This window comes from Pseudooceanicola sp. DL12 (assembly GCF_056270665.1).
Window position 1 is genome coordinate 3653591 of the sequence record NZ_CM149884.1, and the last position, 18672, is coordinate 3672262.

General features: G+C 62.2%; 18 protein-coding genes, 1 tRNA gene and 1 pseudogene. 7 read left to right on the top strand and 13 right to left on the bottom strand.

What is annotated here, in order from left to right; genetic code table 11:
• Window positions 1-26 precede the first annotated feature (26 nt).
• Entirely contained in the window at window positions 27-1022 is a 996-nt protein-coding gene (locus tag AC0WR5_RS17045; RefSeq protein ID WP_475864924.1) for a DUF2125 domain-containing protein, read from the top strand.
• Window positions 1023-1166: 144 nt separating this feature from the next.
• On the opposite strand, the gene AC0WR5_RS17050 is transcribed toward AC0WR5_RS17045, so the two are convergent.
• From AC0WR5_RS17050 to uvrB, 9 genes are all read right to left on the bottom strand, one after another.
• Complete coding sequence (locus AC0WR5_RS17050; protein WP_475864926.1) at window positions 1167-1991, bottom strand: extensin-like domain-containing protein; 825 nt, start codon at window positions 1989-1991, stop codon at window positions 1167-1169.
• Window positions 1988-2896, bottom strand: coding sequence for a prephenate/arogenate dehydrogenase family protein (locus tag AC0WR5_RS17055; RefSeq protein ID WP_475864928.1), 909 nt, complete (start codon window positions 2894-2896; stop codon window positions 1988-1990). Before AC0WR5_RS17055 ends, AC0WR5_RS17050 begins: the two co-directional genes overlap by 4 nt.
• A complete protein-coding gene (gene hisC, locus AC0WR5_RS17060) occupies window positions 2893-3984 on the bottom strand; it encodes a histidinol-phosphate transaminase (protein WP_475864930.1) in 1092 nt (363 codons plus the stop codon). Before hisC ends, AC0WR5_RS17055 begins: the two co-directional genes overlap by 4 nt.
• A 462-nt stretch (window positions 3985-4446) precedes the next feature.
• On the bottom strand, window positions 4447-5067 hold the full coding sequence (rpsD, locus tag AC0WR5_RS17065) for a 30S ribosomal protein S4 (protein ID WP_475864932.1): 621 nt from the start codon (window positions 5065-5067) through the stop codon (window positions 4447-4449).
• Between the two features lie 299 nt (window positions 5068-5366).
• Window positions 5367-6296 carry a lipid A-modifier LpxR family protein gene (locus AC0WR5_RS17070; RefSeq protein ID WP_475864934.1) on the bottom strand — a complete coding sequence of 310 codons (930 nt, stop codon included), beginning with the start codon at window positions 6294-6296 and terminating at the stop codon, window positions 5367-5369.
• A 264-nt stretch (window positions 6297-6560) separates the two neighbouring features.
• Window positions 6561-6749 carry a PLDc N-terminal domain-containing protein gene (locus tag AC0WR5_RS17075; RefSeq protein WP_475864936.1) on the bottom strand — a complete coding sequence of 63 codons (189 nt, stop codon included), beginning with the start codon at window positions 6747-6749 and terminating at the stop codon, window positions 6561-6563.
• A gap of 106 nt (window positions 6750-6855) precedes the next feature.
• Window positions 6856-7341, bottom strand: a complete 486-nt coding sequence (locus tag AC0WR5_RS17080) for a YdcF family protein (protein WP_475864937.1) — start codon at window positions 7339-7341, stop codon at window positions 6856-6858.
• A gap of 4 nt (window positions 7342-7345) precedes the next feature.
• Window positions 7346-7528 carry a hypothetical protein gene (locus tag AC0WR5_RS17085; protein ID WP_475864939.1) on the bottom strand — a complete coding sequence of 61 codons (183 nt, stop codon included), beginning with the start codon at window positions 7526-7528 and terminating at the stop codon, window positions 7346-7348.
• Between the two features lie 6 nt (window positions 7529-7534).
• Window positions 7535-9733 (bottom strand): excinuclease ABC subunit UvrB, encoded by a 2199-nt coding sequence (gene uvrB / locus AC0WR5_RS17090; RefSeq protein ID WP_475864940.1) that lies wholly within the window; start codon window positions 9731-9733, stop codon window positions 7535-7537.
• A gap of 218 nt (window positions 9734-9951) precedes the next feature.
• On the opposite strand from uvrB, the gene AC0WR5_RS17095 reads away from it, so the two are divergent.
• Window positions 9952-10263, top strand: coding sequence for an ETC complex I subunit (locus AC0WR5_RS17095; protein ID WP_475864942.1), 312 nt, complete (start codon window positions 9952-9954; stop codon window positions 10261-10263).
• Between the two features lie 503 nt (window positions 10264-10766).
• Window positions 10767-10843 (top strand) — tRNA-Arg (locus AC0WR5_RS17100).
• 301 nt (window positions 10844-11144) lie between these two features.
• On the opposite strand, the pseudogene AC0WR5_RS17105 reads toward AC0WR5_RS17100, so the two are convergent.
• A pseudogene (locus AC0WR5_RS17105) lies at window positions 11145-11597 on the bottom strand (transposase); the annotation flags it as partial.
• Window positions 11598-11897: 300 nt separating this feature from the next.
• Between AC0WR5_RS17105 and AC0WR5_RS17110 the strand changes: the two are divergent.
• The 3 genes from AC0WR5_RS17110 to kdsA are packed head-to-tail and all read left to right on the top strand — an operon-like array spanning window position 11898 to window position 14538.
• A complete protein-coding gene (locus tag AC0WR5_RS17110; RefSeq protein WP_475864944.1) occupies window positions 11898-12890 on the top strand; it encodes a KpsF/GutQ family sugar-phosphate isomerase in 993 nt (330 codons plus the stop codon).
• A gap of 14 nt (window positions 12891-12904) precedes the next feature.
• The gene (locus AC0WR5_RS17115; RefSeq protein WP_475864946.1) at window positions 12905-13702 is read left to right on the top strand and encodes a 3-deoxy-manno-octulosonate cytidylyltransferase; all 798 of its coding nucleotides are present in this window, start codon (window positions 12905-12907) and stop codon (window positions 13700-13702) included.
• Window positions 13699-14538, top strand: coding sequence for a 3-deoxy-8-phosphooctulonate synthase (gene kdsA, locus AC0WR5_RS17120; protein WP_475864948.1), 840 nt, complete (start codon window positions 13699-13701; stop codon window positions 14536-14538). The genes AC0WR5_RS17115 and kdsA overlap by 4 nt, the downstream gene beginning before the upstream one ends.
• Before the next feature lie 61 nt (window positions 14539-14599).
• Here the strand turns inward: kdsA and AC0WR5_RS17125 are convergent, their stop codons facing one another.
• Both AC0WR5_RS17125 and AC0WR5_RS17130 read right to left on the bottom strand, forming a co-directional pair.
• A complete protein-coding gene (locus AC0WR5_RS17125) occupies window positions 14600-15262 on the bottom strand; it encodes an ABC transporter ATP-binding protein (RefSeq protein ID WP_475864950.1) in 663 nt (220 codons plus the stop codon).
• Window position 15263: 1 nt separating this feature from the next.
• Window positions 15264-16556 (bottom strand): KpsE/RkpR family capsule polysaccharide export protein, encoded by a 1293-nt coding sequence (locus AC0WR5_RS17130; protein WP_475864951.1) that lies wholly within the window; start codon window positions 16554-16556, stop codon window positions 15264-15266.
• Between the two features lie 24 nt (window positions 16557-16580).
• On the opposite strand from AC0WR5_RS17130, the gene AC0WR5_RS17135 reads away from it, so the two are divergent.
• Window positions 16581-17381 carry an ABC transporter permease gene (locus AC0WR5_RS17135; RefSeq protein WP_475864952.1) on the top strand — a complete coding sequence of 267 codons (801 nt, stop codon included), beginning with the start codon at window positions 16581-16583 and terminating at the stop codon, window positions 17379-17381.
• A gap of 84 nt (window positions 17382-17465) precedes the next feature.
• On the opposite strand, the gene AC0WR5_RS17140 is transcribed toward AC0WR5_RS17135, so the two are convergent.
• Entirely contained in the window at window positions 17466-18632 is a 1167-nt protein-coding gene (locus tag AC0WR5_RS17140) for a DUF2793 domain-containing protein (protein ID WP_475864954.1), read from the bottom strand.
• Between the last annotated feature and the right edge of the window lie 40 nt (window positions 18633-18672).

The window sequence follows — 18672 nt, forward strand, 5'->3', positions numbered from 1 at the left end:
CGACGCGGCCTGAAAGGGGCATTGAAATGAAAAAACTTCTCGTCGGCATCCTGGTGCTCGCCCTGTTGTGGTGCGGCTACTGGTTCGTCGGAACCCACCTGCTCAAGAGCCGCATCGAGGGCTGGTTCGCCGCCCGCCAGGCCGAGGGCTGGCAGGCCGAATATACCGACTTCCGCATCAAGGGCTTCCCGAACCGCTTCGATGCCACGTGGACGGACCTGCAGCTCGCCGATCCCGACAGCGGCATCGCCGTCTCGCTGCCGCAGTTCGCCCTCGCCTCGCTCTCCTACAAGCCGCATCATCAGATCGCGGTCTTCCCGCAGGAGATCCTGGTCACCACGCCGCTCAGCCGGATTCCGGTGGTGAACGAGGACATGCGCGCCTCGCTCAAGGTCCACCCGGGCCGCGCACTGCAACTGCAGAGCGCCACGCTCACCGCGGATCAGCTCGCCTCCCAGGGCGATTACCCCTCCTCCATCGGCACGCTCTCGCTGGCCATGGAACAGGAAGAGGACAGCGCCACCACCTATCGTCTCGGCCTGCTGGCCAAGGACGTGGCGCCGCCCGCGGTGATGATGAACCGCTTCACCCAGGATGCCGCCCTGCCCGACACGATGCAGGAGCTGCGCGTGGATGCCACGGTGGATTTCACCAAGCCCTGGGACATGACCGCGATCAACGACGCCCGGCCGCAGCCCACCCATATCCAGCTGACCCAGGCCCGGGCGCAATGGGGCGAGCTCTCGCTGCAGGCCAATGCCGACCTCGCGATCGATGCGAACGGCCTTCCCACAGGCGACGTCAACCTGCAGGCCAGGAACTGGCGCGAGATGATCCAGGTCGCGGTGGATGTCGGCGCCCTGAACGAGAAACTGGCGCGCACGATCACCCGCACGCTGGGGGTGATGGCCGGTCTCGGCGGCAATTCGCAATCGCTCGACGTCACACTGAAGTTCGAGAACGGCCGCACCTACCTCGGGCCGCTGCCCCTCGGCGCCGCCCCGGTCATCCGGCTGCGCTGATCCGGCTGCGCTGATCCCCGGCCCTGCGCCGCCCGGGCCAAGGGTGACAGATGGCGCCCCCTCTCCCCTCGGGGGGGCTCTTTCATCTGGCCATAAATATCCCCGCCGGAGGCCCGCCCGCGGCCCCGCGGGCGGATCCCGCACCTACCGGCAGTAGGTGCCGTTACGGTATCTGGCCGTGTCGAAATGGAAATGATCGCGGTGCAGCGCGTTGGCCTCGGGGCCCAGCACCGTGCCGAAGGGGCCACAGGCGCTGTCATGGGCCTTGCGCAGGATCCGGCCCGTCTTACCGCCGCCCCAGTCCTTCAGCACCACGATCTCCTTGCCGTCCACCATGCGGATCGCCGAGATGTCGATGGCCCGGCCCTTGCCATGTTCCGATATCTTGGCTCCCTTGCGGTTGTTGCGCGGCCGGCAGGCGTAATGCGCGGCCACCCGCAGCGACTGCACGCCGCCGCCATAGCGGCCCACCGCCGGCTTCAGCCCCGCTTCCACCCAGGCCTCCAGCGCCCGCGCCGTGCCGCAGTCCATCACCGCGTGGGTCGAGAGCGCCACGCCCCCCACCGAGCTGATGCGTACCGCGTCCTGGATCCCGCAACCCGAGACCTCGGAACTCACCCGGCCGACCGGCACGCCCTGGATCCGCGGATCGCCACAGACGGCGCCCCGCGCCCGCTGGGTGGTCACCGCCCGGGCGGTCTGCACCACCTCCGTGGGCCGCGCCCGTGGCCTCAGGGCGATCTCCACGCCGGGCGGCGCCGGTGGCAGCTCCGCCTGCACGCCCATGGTCGCGGGCTCCGGCGGGCGCAGCGCCGCGGCGGCGGCCAGGTCCTCGGTGGTGATCTGTTTCGGCAGCGGCTCGGGCAGCAGCGCCTCCGGGCGGCCCCGGGGCCGCACCGACTGCTCGGGAGCTGCCGCATCCGCCATGACCGGCAGCAGCAGCATCACCCCGAGCAGAAGCCGCTTCATTTCCTCACTCCGCGGCCAAAGTCCGGGGCAGAGGTATCCTGCCCGGCCTCGATGATCCCCCGCCGGATGGCGCGGGTGCGGGTGAAATAATCGAACAGCAGCTCGCCGTCGTCGCGCCGGATGGCGCGCTGCAGCCGAAACAGCTCCTCGGTAAAGCGCTGCAGGATCTCCAGCGTCGCTTCCTTGTTCGACAGGAAAACATCGCGCCACATCGTTGGATCGCTGGCCGCGATCCGGGTGAAATCCCGGAAACCCGCGGCGGAATACTTGATGACCTCGCTATCGGTCACCCGGCGCAGGTCGTCGGCCACGCCCACCATCGTGTAGGCGATCAGGTGCGGCGTGTGGCTGGTCACCGCCAGCACCAGGTCATGATGCTCCGGGTCCATCTCCTCGACATGAGCGCCCATGCCCTCCCAGAAGGCGCGCAGGTTGCCCACCGCCTCCGGGTCCGGGGCCTCCACCGGCACCAGCAGGCACCAGCGGTTGTCAAAGAGCTCGGCAAAGCCCGCTTCGGGGCCGGAATGCTCGGTGCCCGCCAGCGGGTGCGCGGGGATGAAATGCACGCCCTCGGGCACATGCGGGCCCACGGCATTCACCACCGCCTTCTTGACCGAGCCGGTGTCCGAGAGCACTGCGCCCCGTTTCAGGAAGGGCGCGATCTGCTCCGCCACCCGACCCATGGCGCCCACCGGCACCGCCAGGATCACCAGGTCGGCATCCCGCACCGCCGCGCCGATGTCGTCGTAGACCTCGCAGAGGCCGATCCGCCGCGCCGTCTCGCGCACCTCGTCGGAGCGGTCATAGCCGGCAATCTCGCCGGCCAGGCCGCCGCGTTTCGCGGCCCAGGCGATGGACGACGCGATCAGGCCCAGCCCGATCAGCGTCACCTTGGGATAGATCATGCCTCCGCTCCCGCCTTGAACTGGCCGATGGCATGGGCCACCCGCCGGCAGGAGGCCTCGTCGCCCACGGTGATCCGCAGGCAATGCGGCAGGTTGTAGCCCGCCACGCGGCGCACGATCAGCCCGCGCTTCTTCAGGAACTCGTCACAGGCCTCTGCCTCGGCGGCCGAGGCAAAGCGCGCCAGGATGAAGTTCGCGCAGGAGGTATCCGAGGGCACCCCGTGTTCGGCCAGCGCCTCGGCCAGCCAGGCGCGCATCCGGGCGTTCTCGCTGCGCGAGCGCTCGACGTGCGACTGGTCCTTCACCGCAGCCTCGGCGGCCGCCAGCTGGGCATTGGACAGGTTGAAGGGCTGGCGGATGCGGTTCATCACGTCGATGATCGCGCGGGGGCCATAGCCCCAGCCGATGCGCAGCCCGCCCAGCCCGTAGATCTTCGAAAACGTCCGCGTCATCACCACGTTGTCGCGCGCATCGACAAGGCCCGCGCCGCCGTCGAAGCCTTCGACGTATTCCGCATAGGCGCCGTCCAGCACCAGGATCGCCCCCTCGGGCAGCCCGTCGGCAAGACGGCCCACCTCGTTGGCACCGATCATCGTGCCGGTGGGGTTGTTGGGGTTGGCGATGAAGACGATCTTGGTCTTGTCGGTACAGCCCGCCAGGATCGCGTCCACGTCGGTGACGCGCTCGCGCTCCTTCACCTCTACCGGGGTCGCGCCCACCGCATGGGCCAGGATCCGGTACATGCCGAAACCGTGCTCGGTAAAGACAACCTCGTCGCCCGGCCCGGCAAAGGCCTGGCAGATCATCTGCAGCACTTCGTCGCTGCCCACGCCGCAGATGATGCGGTCGGGGTCCAGGCCGTATTGTGCGCCGATGGCGGCCCGCAGGTCGGCGTGATCGGTGTTGGGGTATCGATGCAACTCCAGCGAGGCACGGCGAAAGGCTTCCTTCGCGGGCTCACCGGGGCCGAACGGATTTTCGTTCGACGAGAGTTTCACAACATCGCTCACACCTTCCACCGTGGAGGCCCCGCCCTGGTAGAGCGCGATTTCCATGATGCCGGGCTGCGGAACTATCTTGTCGGTCATAATTACACCTCTGCAACGAGGGTCGTTCTAGCCCTGCCGGCAGGGCAATGAAAGCCACAGTTTGTGACTTTGGGGATCCGTCAGCACTGTGGCGCTTTCGCGCATCACGCGAAGCGAAAAGACCGCTGCGGTCGCGGGGCACAGGGCCGGGATGCTGGGCCTTGGAAGCGCGTCGCGGCAATCGTGAACGGGGTCCGTCCGGTTAAGGAAGGTTTTCCGCAACGCCCGCGCCCCGATCCGGTTAACCGGATCCGCCACCGACGCGATACCGACGTAATACCGACGTGATACCGACGTGGATCCCGCAACGCGCGGTGCGGTTTTCTTAAGGTTCATGTTTTTCCGGTTTCGGGACCGAAGGTTAATTTTCGCGCCTTTCCGGGGCCGTCGCGGCCCTTCGGGGCATGAAAAAAGGGCCGTGCCATGGGCACGACCCTTTCCGAATGTCGGCGCTGAACCGGATCAGTTCTGCGCGTAGAATTCGATAACCAGGTGCGGTTCCATCTGAACGGCGTAGGGCACGTCGCTCAGGCCGGGGGTGCGCACGAAGGTTGCCTTCATCTTGTTGTGGTCGGCTTCGATATAGTCGGGAACATCGCGCTCGGTCAGCTGGGTTGCTTCCAGCAGAACGGCCATTTGCTTCGACTTTTCACGCACTTCGATGACGTCACCCTCTTTCACGCGGTAGGAGGGGATGTTCACGCGCTGACCGTTCACCAGGACGTGGCCGTGGTTGACGAACTGACGTGCGGCAAAGACGGTCGGCACGAACTTGGCGCGGTAGACGACGGTGTCGAGGCGGCGCTCCAGCAGGCCGATGAGCAGCTCGCCGGTGTCGCCCTTGACGCGTTCAGCTTCCGCGAAGATGCGGCGGAACTGCTTCTCGGTCAGGTCGCCGTAGTAACCTTTCAGTTTCTGCTTTGCGCGAAGCTGTAGGCCGAAGTCGGACATCTTGCCCTTGCGGCGCTGGCCGTGCTGGCCCGGGCCGTATTCGCGGCGGTTCACCGGCGACTTGGGGCGGCCCCAGATGTTCTCGCCCATGCGGCGGTCGATTTTGTACTTGGCAGACGTGCGTTTGGTCACGGCTGATATCCTTTCTGTTTTGCGCCTCGACCCGCCCGAAATTGACTTCAGAACCAGCCACTTAGGTAGCGTAAACCACCTGTTAACCAATCCTTTCCGTCACTTCCGGTCCGATCGCGGACTGAAAGGGCGTTGTCCTCTTGGCCGTTTCCGACCATGACAGGCATCCCCTTGCGGGGGCCACCAACACCAATGAAGCCGCGCTTATATAGGCCCGCGGTGCAGAGTCAATGCCCCCATGACGCGAAAAAGGGCAGGTTTCCCTGCCCCTTTTCACCTCTGTCTCTCCGGTGCGCGGCCTACAGCGCCCACTGGAACTGGATCGAGCCCACGACCTGGTCTTCCGGCTGCCCGGTGAATTCCTTGCCCAGCCAGGTAAGCCCGTAGAACGCATGATATTTTTCGCCCTGCCAGTTCACGCCGGCGCGCGCCCGCTTGCGGGTTTCCAGCGGCGTGGCGTCCGGCCCCGGCAGGTAGATCGAATCGTAGACATGTGCCACGTCAGCGCCGATCACGAAGTTGAAACCGGTTTCCTTGCCCTTTACCACGCGATAGCGCTGCCCGGTGATCGGCTCGCGCACCCAGAGTTCGTCATGGCCCAGCAGCCCGAAGGTCACGTCGACCCCCGCGCGCACCAGGCTCTCGTCACCCCAGCGTCCTTCAACGAAGGGCCGCACCCGCACCGTATCACTGCCCAGCGTCGGCCCGGTCTCGAAGACGGCCGTGGGATGGAAGCCGTTGCCGACCTGCCCGTCGCGGGTTTCCCGCGAGGCAGTCGGCTCACCGAACACATCGTGAATCTTGGTCTGCAGCCAGGGAATACCGGTGTCCGGACCGGTAAAGACCATGTCTGCGCCAAGCGCGGTCTCGAACCCGCTGTAATCAAAGTGGGTATGAACCCCAAGCGACAGCGACGCGGCATAGGGCCGGTCGCCCGAGGCGGGGTTCGTCAGGCTGGCCGGGGCGCGCAGGGCGCCGTTGAAGCGCAGTTCCAGCACCTCGCCGATCCGCTCGGGCAGATGCCCGGTCCAGGCCGGGCCCCAGACGCGGCTCGAGGCGACCGAGCCCGTCTGCCAGCGGTCCTTGCCATCACCGAAGAGGTCATTCGTGGCCAGGATGCCATAGCCCAGCCAGTCTCGCCCGCCTGTTGCCTCTTCCTGCGACAGGGCCGGCGCCGCGACACAGGAAAAATACATCACGCCAACCACGGCAGAGACGATGCTTTTCATTCCAGTTTCCTTGCTATTTCTTGGGGACTCGGGCGGCTCGCTTCTGCGGCGACGCACCCCGGGGAAACTAGCGTGCAAACGTACTGTCCAGCAGGTCTATTAGTTTAATGGTTTGAAAGTGTTGCCAAACATCCATTACAGGTGCCTCACCGCCGATACCAATCGTCGCAGGATGCACAAAAAGAGGCCACCGCCGCTCTGGCGATGACCTCGAAATAGCTTGCATCACGGCGCGCGCCACCCGGCGGGCCGGACGGCGTCCGGTCAGACCCGGACGCTGCCGCCGCCGCGCGGGCCGGCGACCAGCCAGATGATGAACCCGAGAACCGGCAGGATCAGGATCAGCAGGATCCAGAGGATCTTGGCCCCGGCCGAGGCCGAGGAAGTTGCGGTCTGGTAGATGGCATAGATGTCGGCGATCAGGACGATAAGTCCCAGAAGTCCATATTCCATGGGTCAGGCTCCAATGCTTGCGCTCAAGGTCTCTCGGACCTGCGGGGGTGTCTTGTCTCTGGGAAAACAACGCCCGCGGGCGCTCCGGGTTCCGCCCCTCGGCCCTTCAGCGCAACTTGTGGCCGGTCGCCATCCAGATGCCCACCTTAAGCATGGCGAAATTCTCCCGTGCCCGGGCCCGCAACATCCGCCGCGCCGTCTGCCCCTCGGCCTCCGGGCAGGAGGCCCGCGCGGTCAACCCGAGATGCCTTGCGATCAGCCCCGCACGGCGGGCATGGTAGTGATCCGTCACCAGCACCACCTGCCGCATCTCCGGCAACAGCGCGACCGCGTTCGAGATATTGCTGATCGTGTCGGTCGAGTGCTCCTCGAGCACGAGCCGCCCCGCCGGCACGCCCCGGGCCTCGATCAGCTCGGCCATCACCCGCGCTTCCGAGGGCGGATGATCCCCCACCCCGCCGCAGAGCACCGCACGCGACACCTCGCCCGCCTGCAACAGGCCCGCCGCGTGCAGCGCCCGCCGGCGCAGGGCCGGCGATGCCACCCCTCCGGGCCAGACCCCGGCCCCGAGGACAATTGCCGTGACCGTCACCGGTTCACTTGCCAGACAGCCCGACACGCGCGGGGCGCGCGATCCCGCGCGCCTCCATCAGCGCCAGGATCGATGCCGGAATATCCCGGCAGCCGCAGTGGGCCGCATGCGCCAGGTGCCATTCCAGGCGCTCTTCCTCGGTCGGATTGCGCGGCATCGGATGCGCCTCGTGCCACTCCCGGTTCATCGCCCGCTACCTCTTGCGCCGCTTTACGTTGCCGCCGCGCTGTCCCGGACGCCCTGCCGTCGAGCGCCCGCGCGTCTTGGTTGCCGCCTCCGAGGCCGCGTCGATCGCGCTCTGCCGCGCCATCGGATCGTCGGCCACGGCCAGCTCCACCGCCTCCAGCCGCTTGATCTCGTCACGCAGGTTGGCGGCTTCCTCGAACTCCAGGTTCTCGGCCGCCTTGCGCATCTTGTCGCGCAGCCCGTCCAGGTGTGCCTGCAGGTTGGCACCGGCCATGGGCTTGTCGACCTTGGCCGTCACGCGGTTCATGTCCACGTCGCCCTTGTAGAGGCCCGCCAGGATGTCATCGACGTTCTTCTTGACCGTCGCCGGCGTGATCCCGTGTTCCTCGTTATAGGCAATCTGCTTCTCGCGCCGCCGCTCCGTCTCGGCCAGCGCCCGCTCCATCGAGCCGGTGATCTTGTCCGCATACATGATCACCCGGCCGTCGGCGTTCCGTGCCGCCCGACCGATGGTCTGGATCAACGAGGTTTCGGACCGCAGGAAACCCTCCTTGTCCGCATCGAGGATCGCCACCAGCCCGCATTCCGGAATATCCAGGCCCTCGCGCAGCAGGTTGATCCCGATCAGCACGTCAAAGGCGCCCAGCCGCAGATCGCGCAGGATCTCGATCCGCTCGATCGTGTCGATGTCGGAGTGCATGTAGCGCACCTTGATGCCCTGCTCGTGCATGTATTCCGTCAGGTCCTCGGCCATACGCTTGGTCAGCGTCGTGCAGAGCGTGCGATAGCCCTGCGCCGTGACCTTGCGCACCTCGTCGAGCAGGTCGTCCACCTGCATCTCGACGGGGCGGATCTCGACCTGCGGATCCAGCAGCCCGGTCGGGCGGATGACCTGTTCGGTAAAGACACCGCCGGTCTGCTCGAGCTCCCACTTGCCCGGCGTCGCCGATACATAGACCGACTGGGGCCGCATCGCGTCCCATTCCTCGAACTTCAGCGGCCGGTTATCCATGCAGCTGGGCAGGCGGAACCCGTGTTCCGCCAGGGTGAACTTGCGCCGGTAGTCGCCTCTGTACATGCCGCCGATCTGCGGGATCGACACGTGGCTCTCGTCGGCAAAGACGATCGCGTTGTCGGGGATGAATTCGAACAGCGTGGGCGGCGGCTCGCCCGGGGCGCGCCCCGTCAGGTAGCGCGAGTAGTTCTCGATCCCGTTGCAGACGCCCGTGGCCTCCAGCATCTCGATGTCGAAGTTGGTGCGCTGTTCCAGCCGCTGCGCCTCCAGCAGCTTGCCCTCGCCCACCAGTTGGTCGAGCCGCTGCCGCAACTCCTTCTTGATGCCGATGATGGCCTGGTTCATCGTCGGCTTGGGCGTCACGTAGTGGCTGTTGGCATAAACCCGGATCTGCTCGAAGCTGCCGGTCTTCTCGCCGGTCAGCGGATCGAACTCGGTGATGCTCTCAAGCTCCTCGCCAAAGAAACTCAGTTTCCAGGCGCGGTCTTCCAGGTGCGCCGGAAATATTTCAAGGCTGTCACCCCGCACCCGGAAGTTGCCGCGCTGGAAGGCCTGATCGTTGCGCTTGTACTGCTGCGCCACTAGGTCGGCGATCACCTGGCGCTGATCGTATTCCTTGCCGACCTTCAGATCCTGGGTCATCGCACCATAGGTCTCGACCGAGCCGATGCCGTAGATGCAGCTGACCGAGGCCACGATGATCACGTCATCGCGTTCCAGCAGCGCCCGCGTGGCCGAGTGGCGCATACGGTCGATCTGTTCATTTATCTGAGACTCTTTCTCGATATACGTGTCACTGCGCGGCACATAGGCCTCGGGCTGGTAGTAATCGTAGTAGGACACGAAGTACTCTACAGAGTTGTCGGGAAAGAACCCCTTGAACTCGCCATAGAGCTGGGCCGCCAACGTCTTGTTCGGCGCAAGGATGATCGCGGGCCTCTGGGTCTGCTCGATGATCTTCGCCATGGTAAAGGTCTTGCCGGTCCCGGTCGCCCCGAGCAGCACCTGGTCGCGTTCACCCTCCGTGACCCCCTGCGACAGCTCGGCAATGGCCGTCGGCTGATCGCCCGCGGGCTCGAAACTGGTCTGCATCACCAGTCGCTTGCCGCCTTCCAGCTTCTCGCGCGTGCGCACGTCTGGCGCCGGTGCGTGCAGGATCGGCATCGACTTGTCGGAATGGGCGTAGGGCATGGAACCTCCGGGGGAACTGCCCCATAGACTTGGACCGTTTTCCTGCAGGCGCAACCCCGGTCGTGCAAGGTAGCTGACAGCAGATGTCAGCAGCAAACGGCACTACCGCCTGTGCAAAAGCGGCAGCTCCGCCCATCGTGAAGTCACGAAACCCTTCATTGACTTGCAGAAGGCTATAAAATCTTGGATAAGCAACATCGTTACAAATGAGGCCGCGCATGCAAGCACGAATCTATCGTCCGGCGAAGACTGCTATGCAGTCAGGCACTGCCAAGACCCATAGCTGGGTTCTGGAGTATTTCCCTGCTACCGCGCGCGAGGTTGACCCGCTCATGGGGTGGACCTCCTCCGCAGACACGCAGACACAGGTGCGCCTGCGTTTCGACACCAAAGAAGCCGCTCTTGAATACGCCAAAGAGCATGCCATCGAGGCTGTCGTTACCGAACCTCATACACGAAAGCCCAATATCCGTCCTGGCGGATACGGGGAGAATTTTGCAACCGGCCGCCGCGGCGCCTGGACGCACTGAGATCGCCAAGCCCCGAAAGGCAGCTGCTCCTCCACAGGGCGCAGCGGCCTTTTGGGGCAAGCTTCTCTGTACATAGACGCCTTGCCGAGGTTTTCATCTAAGTGGCTTGGCTTCACTGTTTTCGAGTAATCGTTTTTGGCTTTGCCCGTTAACGTCCCGGTCGTTCATTGTCGTGACCAGACGTCGCTGGCAGAGTTTCGCCCTACGGATACTCGCCAGTTTTTTAGAGAGCGGGATCCAATTTTCACAATCAGTTAGTTCGGGGACTAAAACTGATATGGTTTTCAGACCTTTCACTTGTAGCGATTGCGGCCACAAGATGCGCTTCCGCGGCGATTATTGCGGTAAATGCTACGCGCTCAAGAACACCTTTCAGAAGCCATCCACGTGGTACCTCATCCTGGCCGCCGCAATTGTGCTTATCCTGCTGGCCCTCATAGTTCTATTATGACGCTCCCCAAGCCTTGCTATTCTCGAACGTATCGCTGAAAAGCAAGGCCAGCGGCCCCGTAGCTCAACCGGATAGAGCAGCCGACTTCTAATCGGCAGGTTGAGGGTTCGAGTCCTTCCGGGGTCGCCATCACGCCACAAATGCCAATGCACCATAAGCTTGCACGACTTGGCGTTTTTCATGCACACCCCCTGTCAAGGGGAGAAGCGCATAAAGGATCGAAAACCAGCACAGGCTGCCGGCACGTCGCGGAAACTTCCTGATCATCTCAGAGATCCCCCACGACACAGCTCGATTGCAGCCTCGTCAGCTCAACCACCTGATCATTGGCGGAGAGAGGTGGCTCGGTTTGCCTGAACAGGCTACGGACGTTTTCTGAGTGGTTTTCCACCTCGGTAAATGCTGCTGCCAGATCGGGCAGCAGCTGAATAAAGTAGGCTTGAACCGGGCTCCTGCCGTCAAGCGATGCGTGGGGCGGCGCCCGTTGCAGAAGCTGATGCAAGGGCTGATACCGGCTCGTACTTCCGAGACGCTGGCGTAGGCCCGAAGCCAGACCGCCTCTTACTTGATGCCCCACCACAACCTTTCGGCGAAGACGTCATCGCGCCATGCGCCTTTTTTCGTCCATGCTGATCTGGATCTTCCGATCCGCCAGAGCCTTGATGAAGTCGGAGGAGTCCAGCGTGATCGATCCCGGCCAAGCCTGAATGCGGCGGGTGGCCCGGTCAAGCACGGCAACAAGGTAAATGAAGCCCCGCGCCATGCCTGACCCCGAGAGGGGGATGCACGTGACATCCATCACCCAGACGCAGTTGGGACGTGTGACAGCCAGATTTCGCAGCAGGTATGGATAGATCTTGTGGCACGGCGCCGGTTTCGAGGTGTTGGACTTTCGGTTCAGCGTCTCGATGCCCGTGCGCTTCATCAGGGTGGAGGCCCGGCAGCGCCTGATTGCGTGTATATCTGCCGTCAAGCAGAACTGTGATCACGGCACGTTCGCTTCGGAGATTTTTTGCAACCCGGCCTTATTCGGCGGAAAGGGAGTATCTGCACCCATCCGGGCAGCGCAGCCCCATCGCGTGCCATGCCGGGTCTATGGCGTTACGCGGGGATGCATGCTAACTGACGGGCTCTTACGGCAATACTGTACCGGCCGGCGGCCGGTCAGATCGGAGATTTAGCAATGCCGGACATTGTGCAGCCGCTGTCCTCCCCAGACTCGACGGAAAAGATGCTTGAAACGGCGCGCCGGGTGCTCCGCACCGAGGCCGACGCCGTCGCGCATCTCGCAGATCACATGCCCGAGGATTTCGCGCCCGCGATCGCGCGTATCCTCACCTCCAAGGGGCGCGTCATCGTCTCAGGCATCGGGAAGTCCGGCCATATCGGCCGCAAGATCGCGGCCACACTGGCCTCTACCGGCACCCCCGCGCAATTCGTGCACCCCGCCGAGGCAAGTCATGGCGATCTGGGCATGGTAACGCGCGCCGATTTCTGCCTGCTGATCTCGAACTCCGGTGAAACCGCCGAACTTCGCGACCTGGTCTACCACTCGCAGCGGTTCTCGATCCCTCTCGCGGCAATTTCGTCGAAACCAGGCAGCACCCTGATGCAGGCAGCCGATTACCGGCTAACCCTGCCCGATCTGCCCGAGGCCTGCTCCATCGGCATGGCCCCCACAACTTCCACGACGCTCACGCTGGCGATCGGTGATGCCCTGGCCGTGGCCCTGATGGAAGAACGCCATTTCCTGCCGGAGGATTTCCGGGTGTACCATCCCGGCGGTCGGCTTGGCGCCCAGATGAGCAAGGTGCGCGATCTGATGCACACCGGCGAGGACCTCCCCGTGCTAGATGCCGACAGCAGCATGGAAGACGTGGTCCTAACCATGACGTCCAAGGGTGGTTTCGGCATTGCCGGGCTGACGACCGGCGGAAAGCTGGTCGGGGTGATCACCGATGGTGACCTTCGCCGCAACCTCGACGGGCTGATGCAGAAACGCCCGATGGATGTGGCCACCCGCAATCCGCTGACCGCACCGCCAGAGATGCTGGCCCCCGAAGTCATGGCCCTGCTGAACGCGCGGAAGCTTAACGTGCTGCTGGTCGTGGACGAGAACGATGTGCCTCAAGGCGTACTCCACATCCAGGATCTGCTGCGCGCAGGCGTCATGTAAACCGGACCAACCATATGAAAACTATTGTCTTCATCCCCGCCCGTTACGCCTCTACCCGCTATCCCGGCAAGCCGCTGGCCAATCTGATACAACCGGACGGCAGCCAGAAGACACTGATCCGGATGAGCTGGGAAGCAGCCAGCAGGATCGCAGGCGTTGACGCCGTGTTTGTTGCAACGGACGACGACCGGATTGCCGGTCACGCCCGCGCTTTCGGCGCCGAGGTCGTCATGACATCGGAAGATTGCGCGAACGGCACTGAACGCTGTGCCGATGCGCTCGCGAAGTGCGGCGAAACCGCCGATCTCGTGGTAAATTTTCAGGGCGATGCGCCGCTGACACCACCATGGTTCGTTGAGGACCTGATCGCGGCGATGAAGGCCGACCCCACGATTCCGATGGCGACCCCGGTTCTGCGCTGCGACCCGACGACCTACAACAATTTCGTCGAGGACCGCCGCAATGGCCGTGTCGGCGGCACGACCGCCGTTTTCGGCACTGACAACCGCGCGCTCTACTTCTCGAAGGAAGTCATCCCTTACGTCGACCCCGCAAAAATGCCGGATCCGGTCCCCGTCTTTCACCACGTCGGCGTCTACGCCTATCGCCCCGAGGCCCTTTCTTCATATGTGGCGCAGCCCTCGACACCGCTCGAATTGCTCGAAGGTCTCGAGCAATTGCGCTTCCTCGAGACCGGAACACCTGTGACCTGTGTCGAGGTTGAAGCGCGCGGACACGTTTTCTGGGAACTGAACAACCCGACCGATATCCCCCGCATCGAAGCGGCGCTGAAAGGATGGGAAACCGAATGACCAAGATCGTAGACGTCGCAGATATCCGCATTGGCGGCAGCGAACCCTTTGCCCTGATCGCAGGGCCCTGCCAGCTTGAAAGCCTCGATCATGCGCGCATGATGGCCGGCAGAATCGGCGAAGCCTGTGAACCAACGGGCACACGCTTCATCTTCAAGGCCAGTTACGACAAGGCGAACCGCTCGTCGCTTTCAAGCCAGCGCGGCATCGGGATCGAAGAAGGTCTGACAATCCTAGACAAGATCCGCAGCGAGTTCGGCTGCCCGGTGATCACCGACGTGCACGACGCGCACCAATGCGCACCGACCGGCGAAGTGGTCGATGTAATCCAGATTCCGGCTTTCCTGTGCCGTCAAACGGACCTTCTGCTGGCGGCCGGCGAAACCGGCTGTGCGATCAACGTGAAAAAGGGACAATTCCTAGCACCCTGGGACATGGGCAATGTTGCGGCCAAGATCGCAAGTACCGGTAACGAGAAGATCATGCTCTGCGACCGCGGCACCTCTTTCGGGTACAACACCCTGGTGTCTGACTTCCGTGGTCTGCCGATCATGGCACAAACGGGCTATCCCGTCGTCTTTGACGCCACCCACTCGGTTCAGCAACCGGGGGGGCAGGGAACAACCACCGGCGGCCAACGCGAGTTTGCTCCCGTCCTGGCCCGCGCGGCCGTCGCCGTAGGAGTCTCAGCACTGTTCATTGAGACACATCAGGACCCGAACAATGCTCCGTCAGACGGCCCGAACATGATTCCGATCGAGGAGATGGAAACTCTGATCGGCCAATTGAGAGCCTATGACGATATGACCAAGCAGTCGCTTCATCTGCTGAGCTAGAATCGCTTGGAAAGGCTGCGGGCTTGGCCAACCCAGACCCCGCTGGCAGCCATGACCAATTTCAGGCGGCGGCTGCCATGTTTTGTTCGTGAAGTGCGATGGCCTCTTCAAGATCTTCGAACATGGATAGTTCACCGTTCTCAAGGACAGCTCCCATGTCGCAGAGAGCTCTGACCTGCGCCATGGAGTGGGTCACGACGATCGCGCCGGAATTGCGACACCTGTCCCTGAATACTTCTGCACTTCTTGCGCGAAACGCTGCATCCCCGACGGATGTCACCTCGTCGACAAGGTAGGTGTCGAACTTGAGCCCCATGGAGACCCCGAACGCTAGCCTGGAGCGCATGCCCGATGAATATGTGCCAAAGGGCATTCTGAAATGCATACCCAGCTTGGCAAAATCCTCAACAAAATCAAGCAACGCGTCACTGTCTGCCCCATAGATCCGCGCAATGAAACGAGTATTTTGCGCTCCTGTCAGTTGAGGGTGGAAAGAGCCAGCAAAGCCAACAGGCCATGAGATCGACCCGGTAGACCGAACGCGACCGCTCGTTGGCTCCATCGTGCCTGCAATGATCTTCAAGAGCGTCGACTTGCCTGATCCGTTCCGTCCGAGCAAGGCCACCGAACGCCCGGTGGGAAAGGTCACGTTAGCCCGCTCCGTAACAACCTTGCGCTTGTCGCCTTCGCGAAAGACCTTGGTTAAATCTTCCAGCTGGATCATCTTACCGCCTATCCCTGATGGCATAGCCCCCCAGCACCAGAATTCCCCAACCGAATGAAAGGAAAAGACCGACATAGACGAGGAGCAATCCTCGTTCTGGAAATCTTGAACTCTCTGCTCGGGTTGGCTGAATATGGGCTGCGAGGTAGCGGCTTTTCCGCCGCGCCTCAGCTTGAGCTGCATCAAAGGCGGCCAGTGCAGCAGTATAGCTCGCTTCCGCGAATTCGCGGTCCACGACAAGGGCTTCGTATCGCCCGACAATCTCAGACATCAAGGCATCCGAGGATCCAGCCCCGGAGAGGCCCAATTTTGCCCGTTCTTCGCTGATCCTGTGCTCGATCATCTCGATCCGTAGCTGGGTCTGCAGCAAACGTGGATCGCTGGCCTTGGAGCTGGTTGCTTTCAACATGTCGGCCTCAATCATCGCCTCTGCCAACTGCACTTGCAATTGCCCGAGAAGGCCGGCCTGGGCTGCGCTGTCCGCGCCAGGATCGACAAGGCTATGCTCGTTTCTAAACGCGGTCACCTCCTGCCGCGCGGATTTCAATCGCGCCTCGGCAAGGCGCAGATCCTCGCGCGCGGCCCGGATCGTATCTTCCTGCGCGATTGCGCTCAACGAATTCACAAGTTTCGAACTTTCATCCAGGATTGCATGAGCAATCATGGTTGCGTCGTCCGGAGCAAAGGCCAACACGCGAATTTCGATCAATCCGGTTCCGGCGTCATATCCAACACGCACCATCCGCCGCCAATAGGAAACCAGATCTTCGACCGTTCCATCAGGACCGTAGGAAAAGATGGGATCCTGTGCAGGATCAAGCCAATCCTGCCCCGGGAGAGACCACATTCTTGCGATTCCGACACGCCGGTTCAAAGACGCCACAAGTTCCTGACTTTGCAGAAATTCGTACAGGACATCGGCGTCGCGCTTATCCGTTCCGCCGAGGTCGCTGAACCCTCCAAGAAAGGAAATCGCGGCACTCTGTTCTTCTTTCCGCACGGAAAACGCGACTGTCGACGCATATTGGTCCGCGGCTCGCGCCCAAAGATACCATCCACACACCATGAGCGGCAGTAGAACCAGACCTAGCAATGACAAAGCCAAAATGACATGCCGTCTGCAGACACGGCTTGCTGAAACAGGCGGCGCAACTGGCCGGGATGTCAGCGGATGTTCCCTTCGCATGGAGGTAATTTCTGTTTGGCGGATCTGATGGGTCACAGCTTCGTTCGCGCTTTTTTCACTCTTCCGCGCCAACTTAGAGGGTAGATCAGCACAAAAAGTAAACGTCATTACACGACGTCCGCGGAAGCACGTATGAACCCAGCCATCTTTCCAAAACCGATGAAAAGGCGCTTTGCAAGCTTTCGGACCATTCTCGCGCTGATGCTACGCGAGATGGCAACCAGTTATGGTCGCTCGCCTGGCGGCTACCTATGGGCTATTGCCGAACCAGTGGGCGGAATTGCTCTGTTGACAGTGATCTTCTCGATAGGCTTTCACGCACCAGCCTTGGGTATCAGCTTCCCGCTCTTTTACGCCACAGGCATGCTACCCTTCCTCGGCTTCATGCACATCGCAGGTAAGGTTTCACAGAGCATTGATTTCTCTCGCCCTTTGCTCGCCTATCCCGCAGTGACTTGGCTTGACGCCATACTTGCGCGCTTCAGTGTAAATTTCTTCACCGAGTTGATTGTCGCGCAGATCATCCTGTTGGGCATTCTGCTTTTTTTGCCTAGCCGCGCAACTGTCGAGCTCTCCTCGATATTCCAAGCTTACGGCCTCATGGCCCTCTTGGGGCTGGGCGTTGGCACCGTCAACTGCCTTCTGCAGGGCCTATTGCGCTTCTGGATACATGCATGGTCAATCCTGATGCGACCGATGTTCCTGATCTCGGCAATCTTCTTTACCTTCGAAAGCGTTCCACTTCCATGGCGGGAATGGCTCTGGTTCAACCCACTCGTCCATATTATTGGGATCATGCGTCGCGGCTTTTACGCACAATACGACGCCCCCTACGCCAGCACGAGCTACGTGGCCGGCCTCTCGCTCAGCCTTCTCGCTGTCGGAATGCTTTTCCTTTCACGCTTTCATCGGAAGATCCTGAATCAAGTTTGATCCCCAAAAATGGAACGCAAGAGAGTAGCGCCGCCTTTGTAAGAATGCGCGCAGCCTAAGGCGACGGAGCAGTCCGTCCACGCGTCAGAACCACCGACCAATACGCAACTTGCCTCCATCAATACTCGTGACCGTTCCAGAGAAGGGAGCAGGGTCCGAGCTAATAGGAGCATTCGAGTTCGTGCAAATCTGGGTACCATCCGCCCACCTAACATATTCACCGTCTCCATTGGAGCCACTTTCGATTACGGCACCAGTAGGAGTACCGGAGGCTTCCGAGACCATACCTATCATGGATGCCTGCGTCATCATTTCCACCCAAGGCTGCCAACTCGCGTTGGCGTACCCGCGGCTCCAGATACGCGCACCCTCTTCCGAGACAAATAACTGGCGAGCGGTAGAAGTCCCTCCGCGCATCACAATCAGACTGCCACCTGAGGGGTCGAGCACAGGGCAATTGACGCCGGAAGCGGAGAAGCTGTAAAAACCTGCGGCGAGGCAGAGATCTGCATCATCACCCGGGGCTACGGCGCCCGTCGCGAGATCCCCTAGGCCGAATGCCCCAGTTTTCATGAGACGTCCTCCGGTACTGTCGAGCGCATCGCCTTGCACCGCCGCACCACTGGCATGGCCATTTTCGGAATCCAGCTGAAGCGCTACAGTCCAGGCCGATCCGTCAGGTGATGTCTTGATGGCAAAATCCGAACTGCCTGACAGCCCCATTTCCGCATGACCTTGCCAGTTACTCTGAAACAATACGCTGACGGTGTCACCAGCACCGGCCTTGTTCAGCTTCAATTGATGCCCCGAGCCATTGTGGGTAAACAGGGTTGCTTCGGAAGCCACGGCAAGGCGATTGACCGCGTCCGGCGAAGTGTTGATGCCCAGCATGCCGGCAAGCACCTTAAGATCGTCATCATCCCGCCATTCGCCACCCCGATATGTCAGAAAGCACTCTTCATCTTTGACAAATGCGCGCCAGCCCGCCGCAGGCGAGTGGAATACCCAGGCTCCAGACTGCAAAACAGCGATCTCGCCGGCATGCCCATCCCAATCGCCGGACGCACCTACTGCGACGATATGACGGTCGCCTTCCTGCGGAGAATATGGTGGATCGAGGAGGCTTCGCTCCTCTACGGCCAATTGCACGATGGCATCCAGGATCTCCAGCGCGTCGTTGTGCGTCAGGTGCTTCTGAGCCTGAGCCGGAAGCAGAAATGGCATGGACAAGTTGGCGGATTTTTCCGACATGGGGGCCTCTCCTCAGTCTGCTGAATGAATGCAGCTTCCA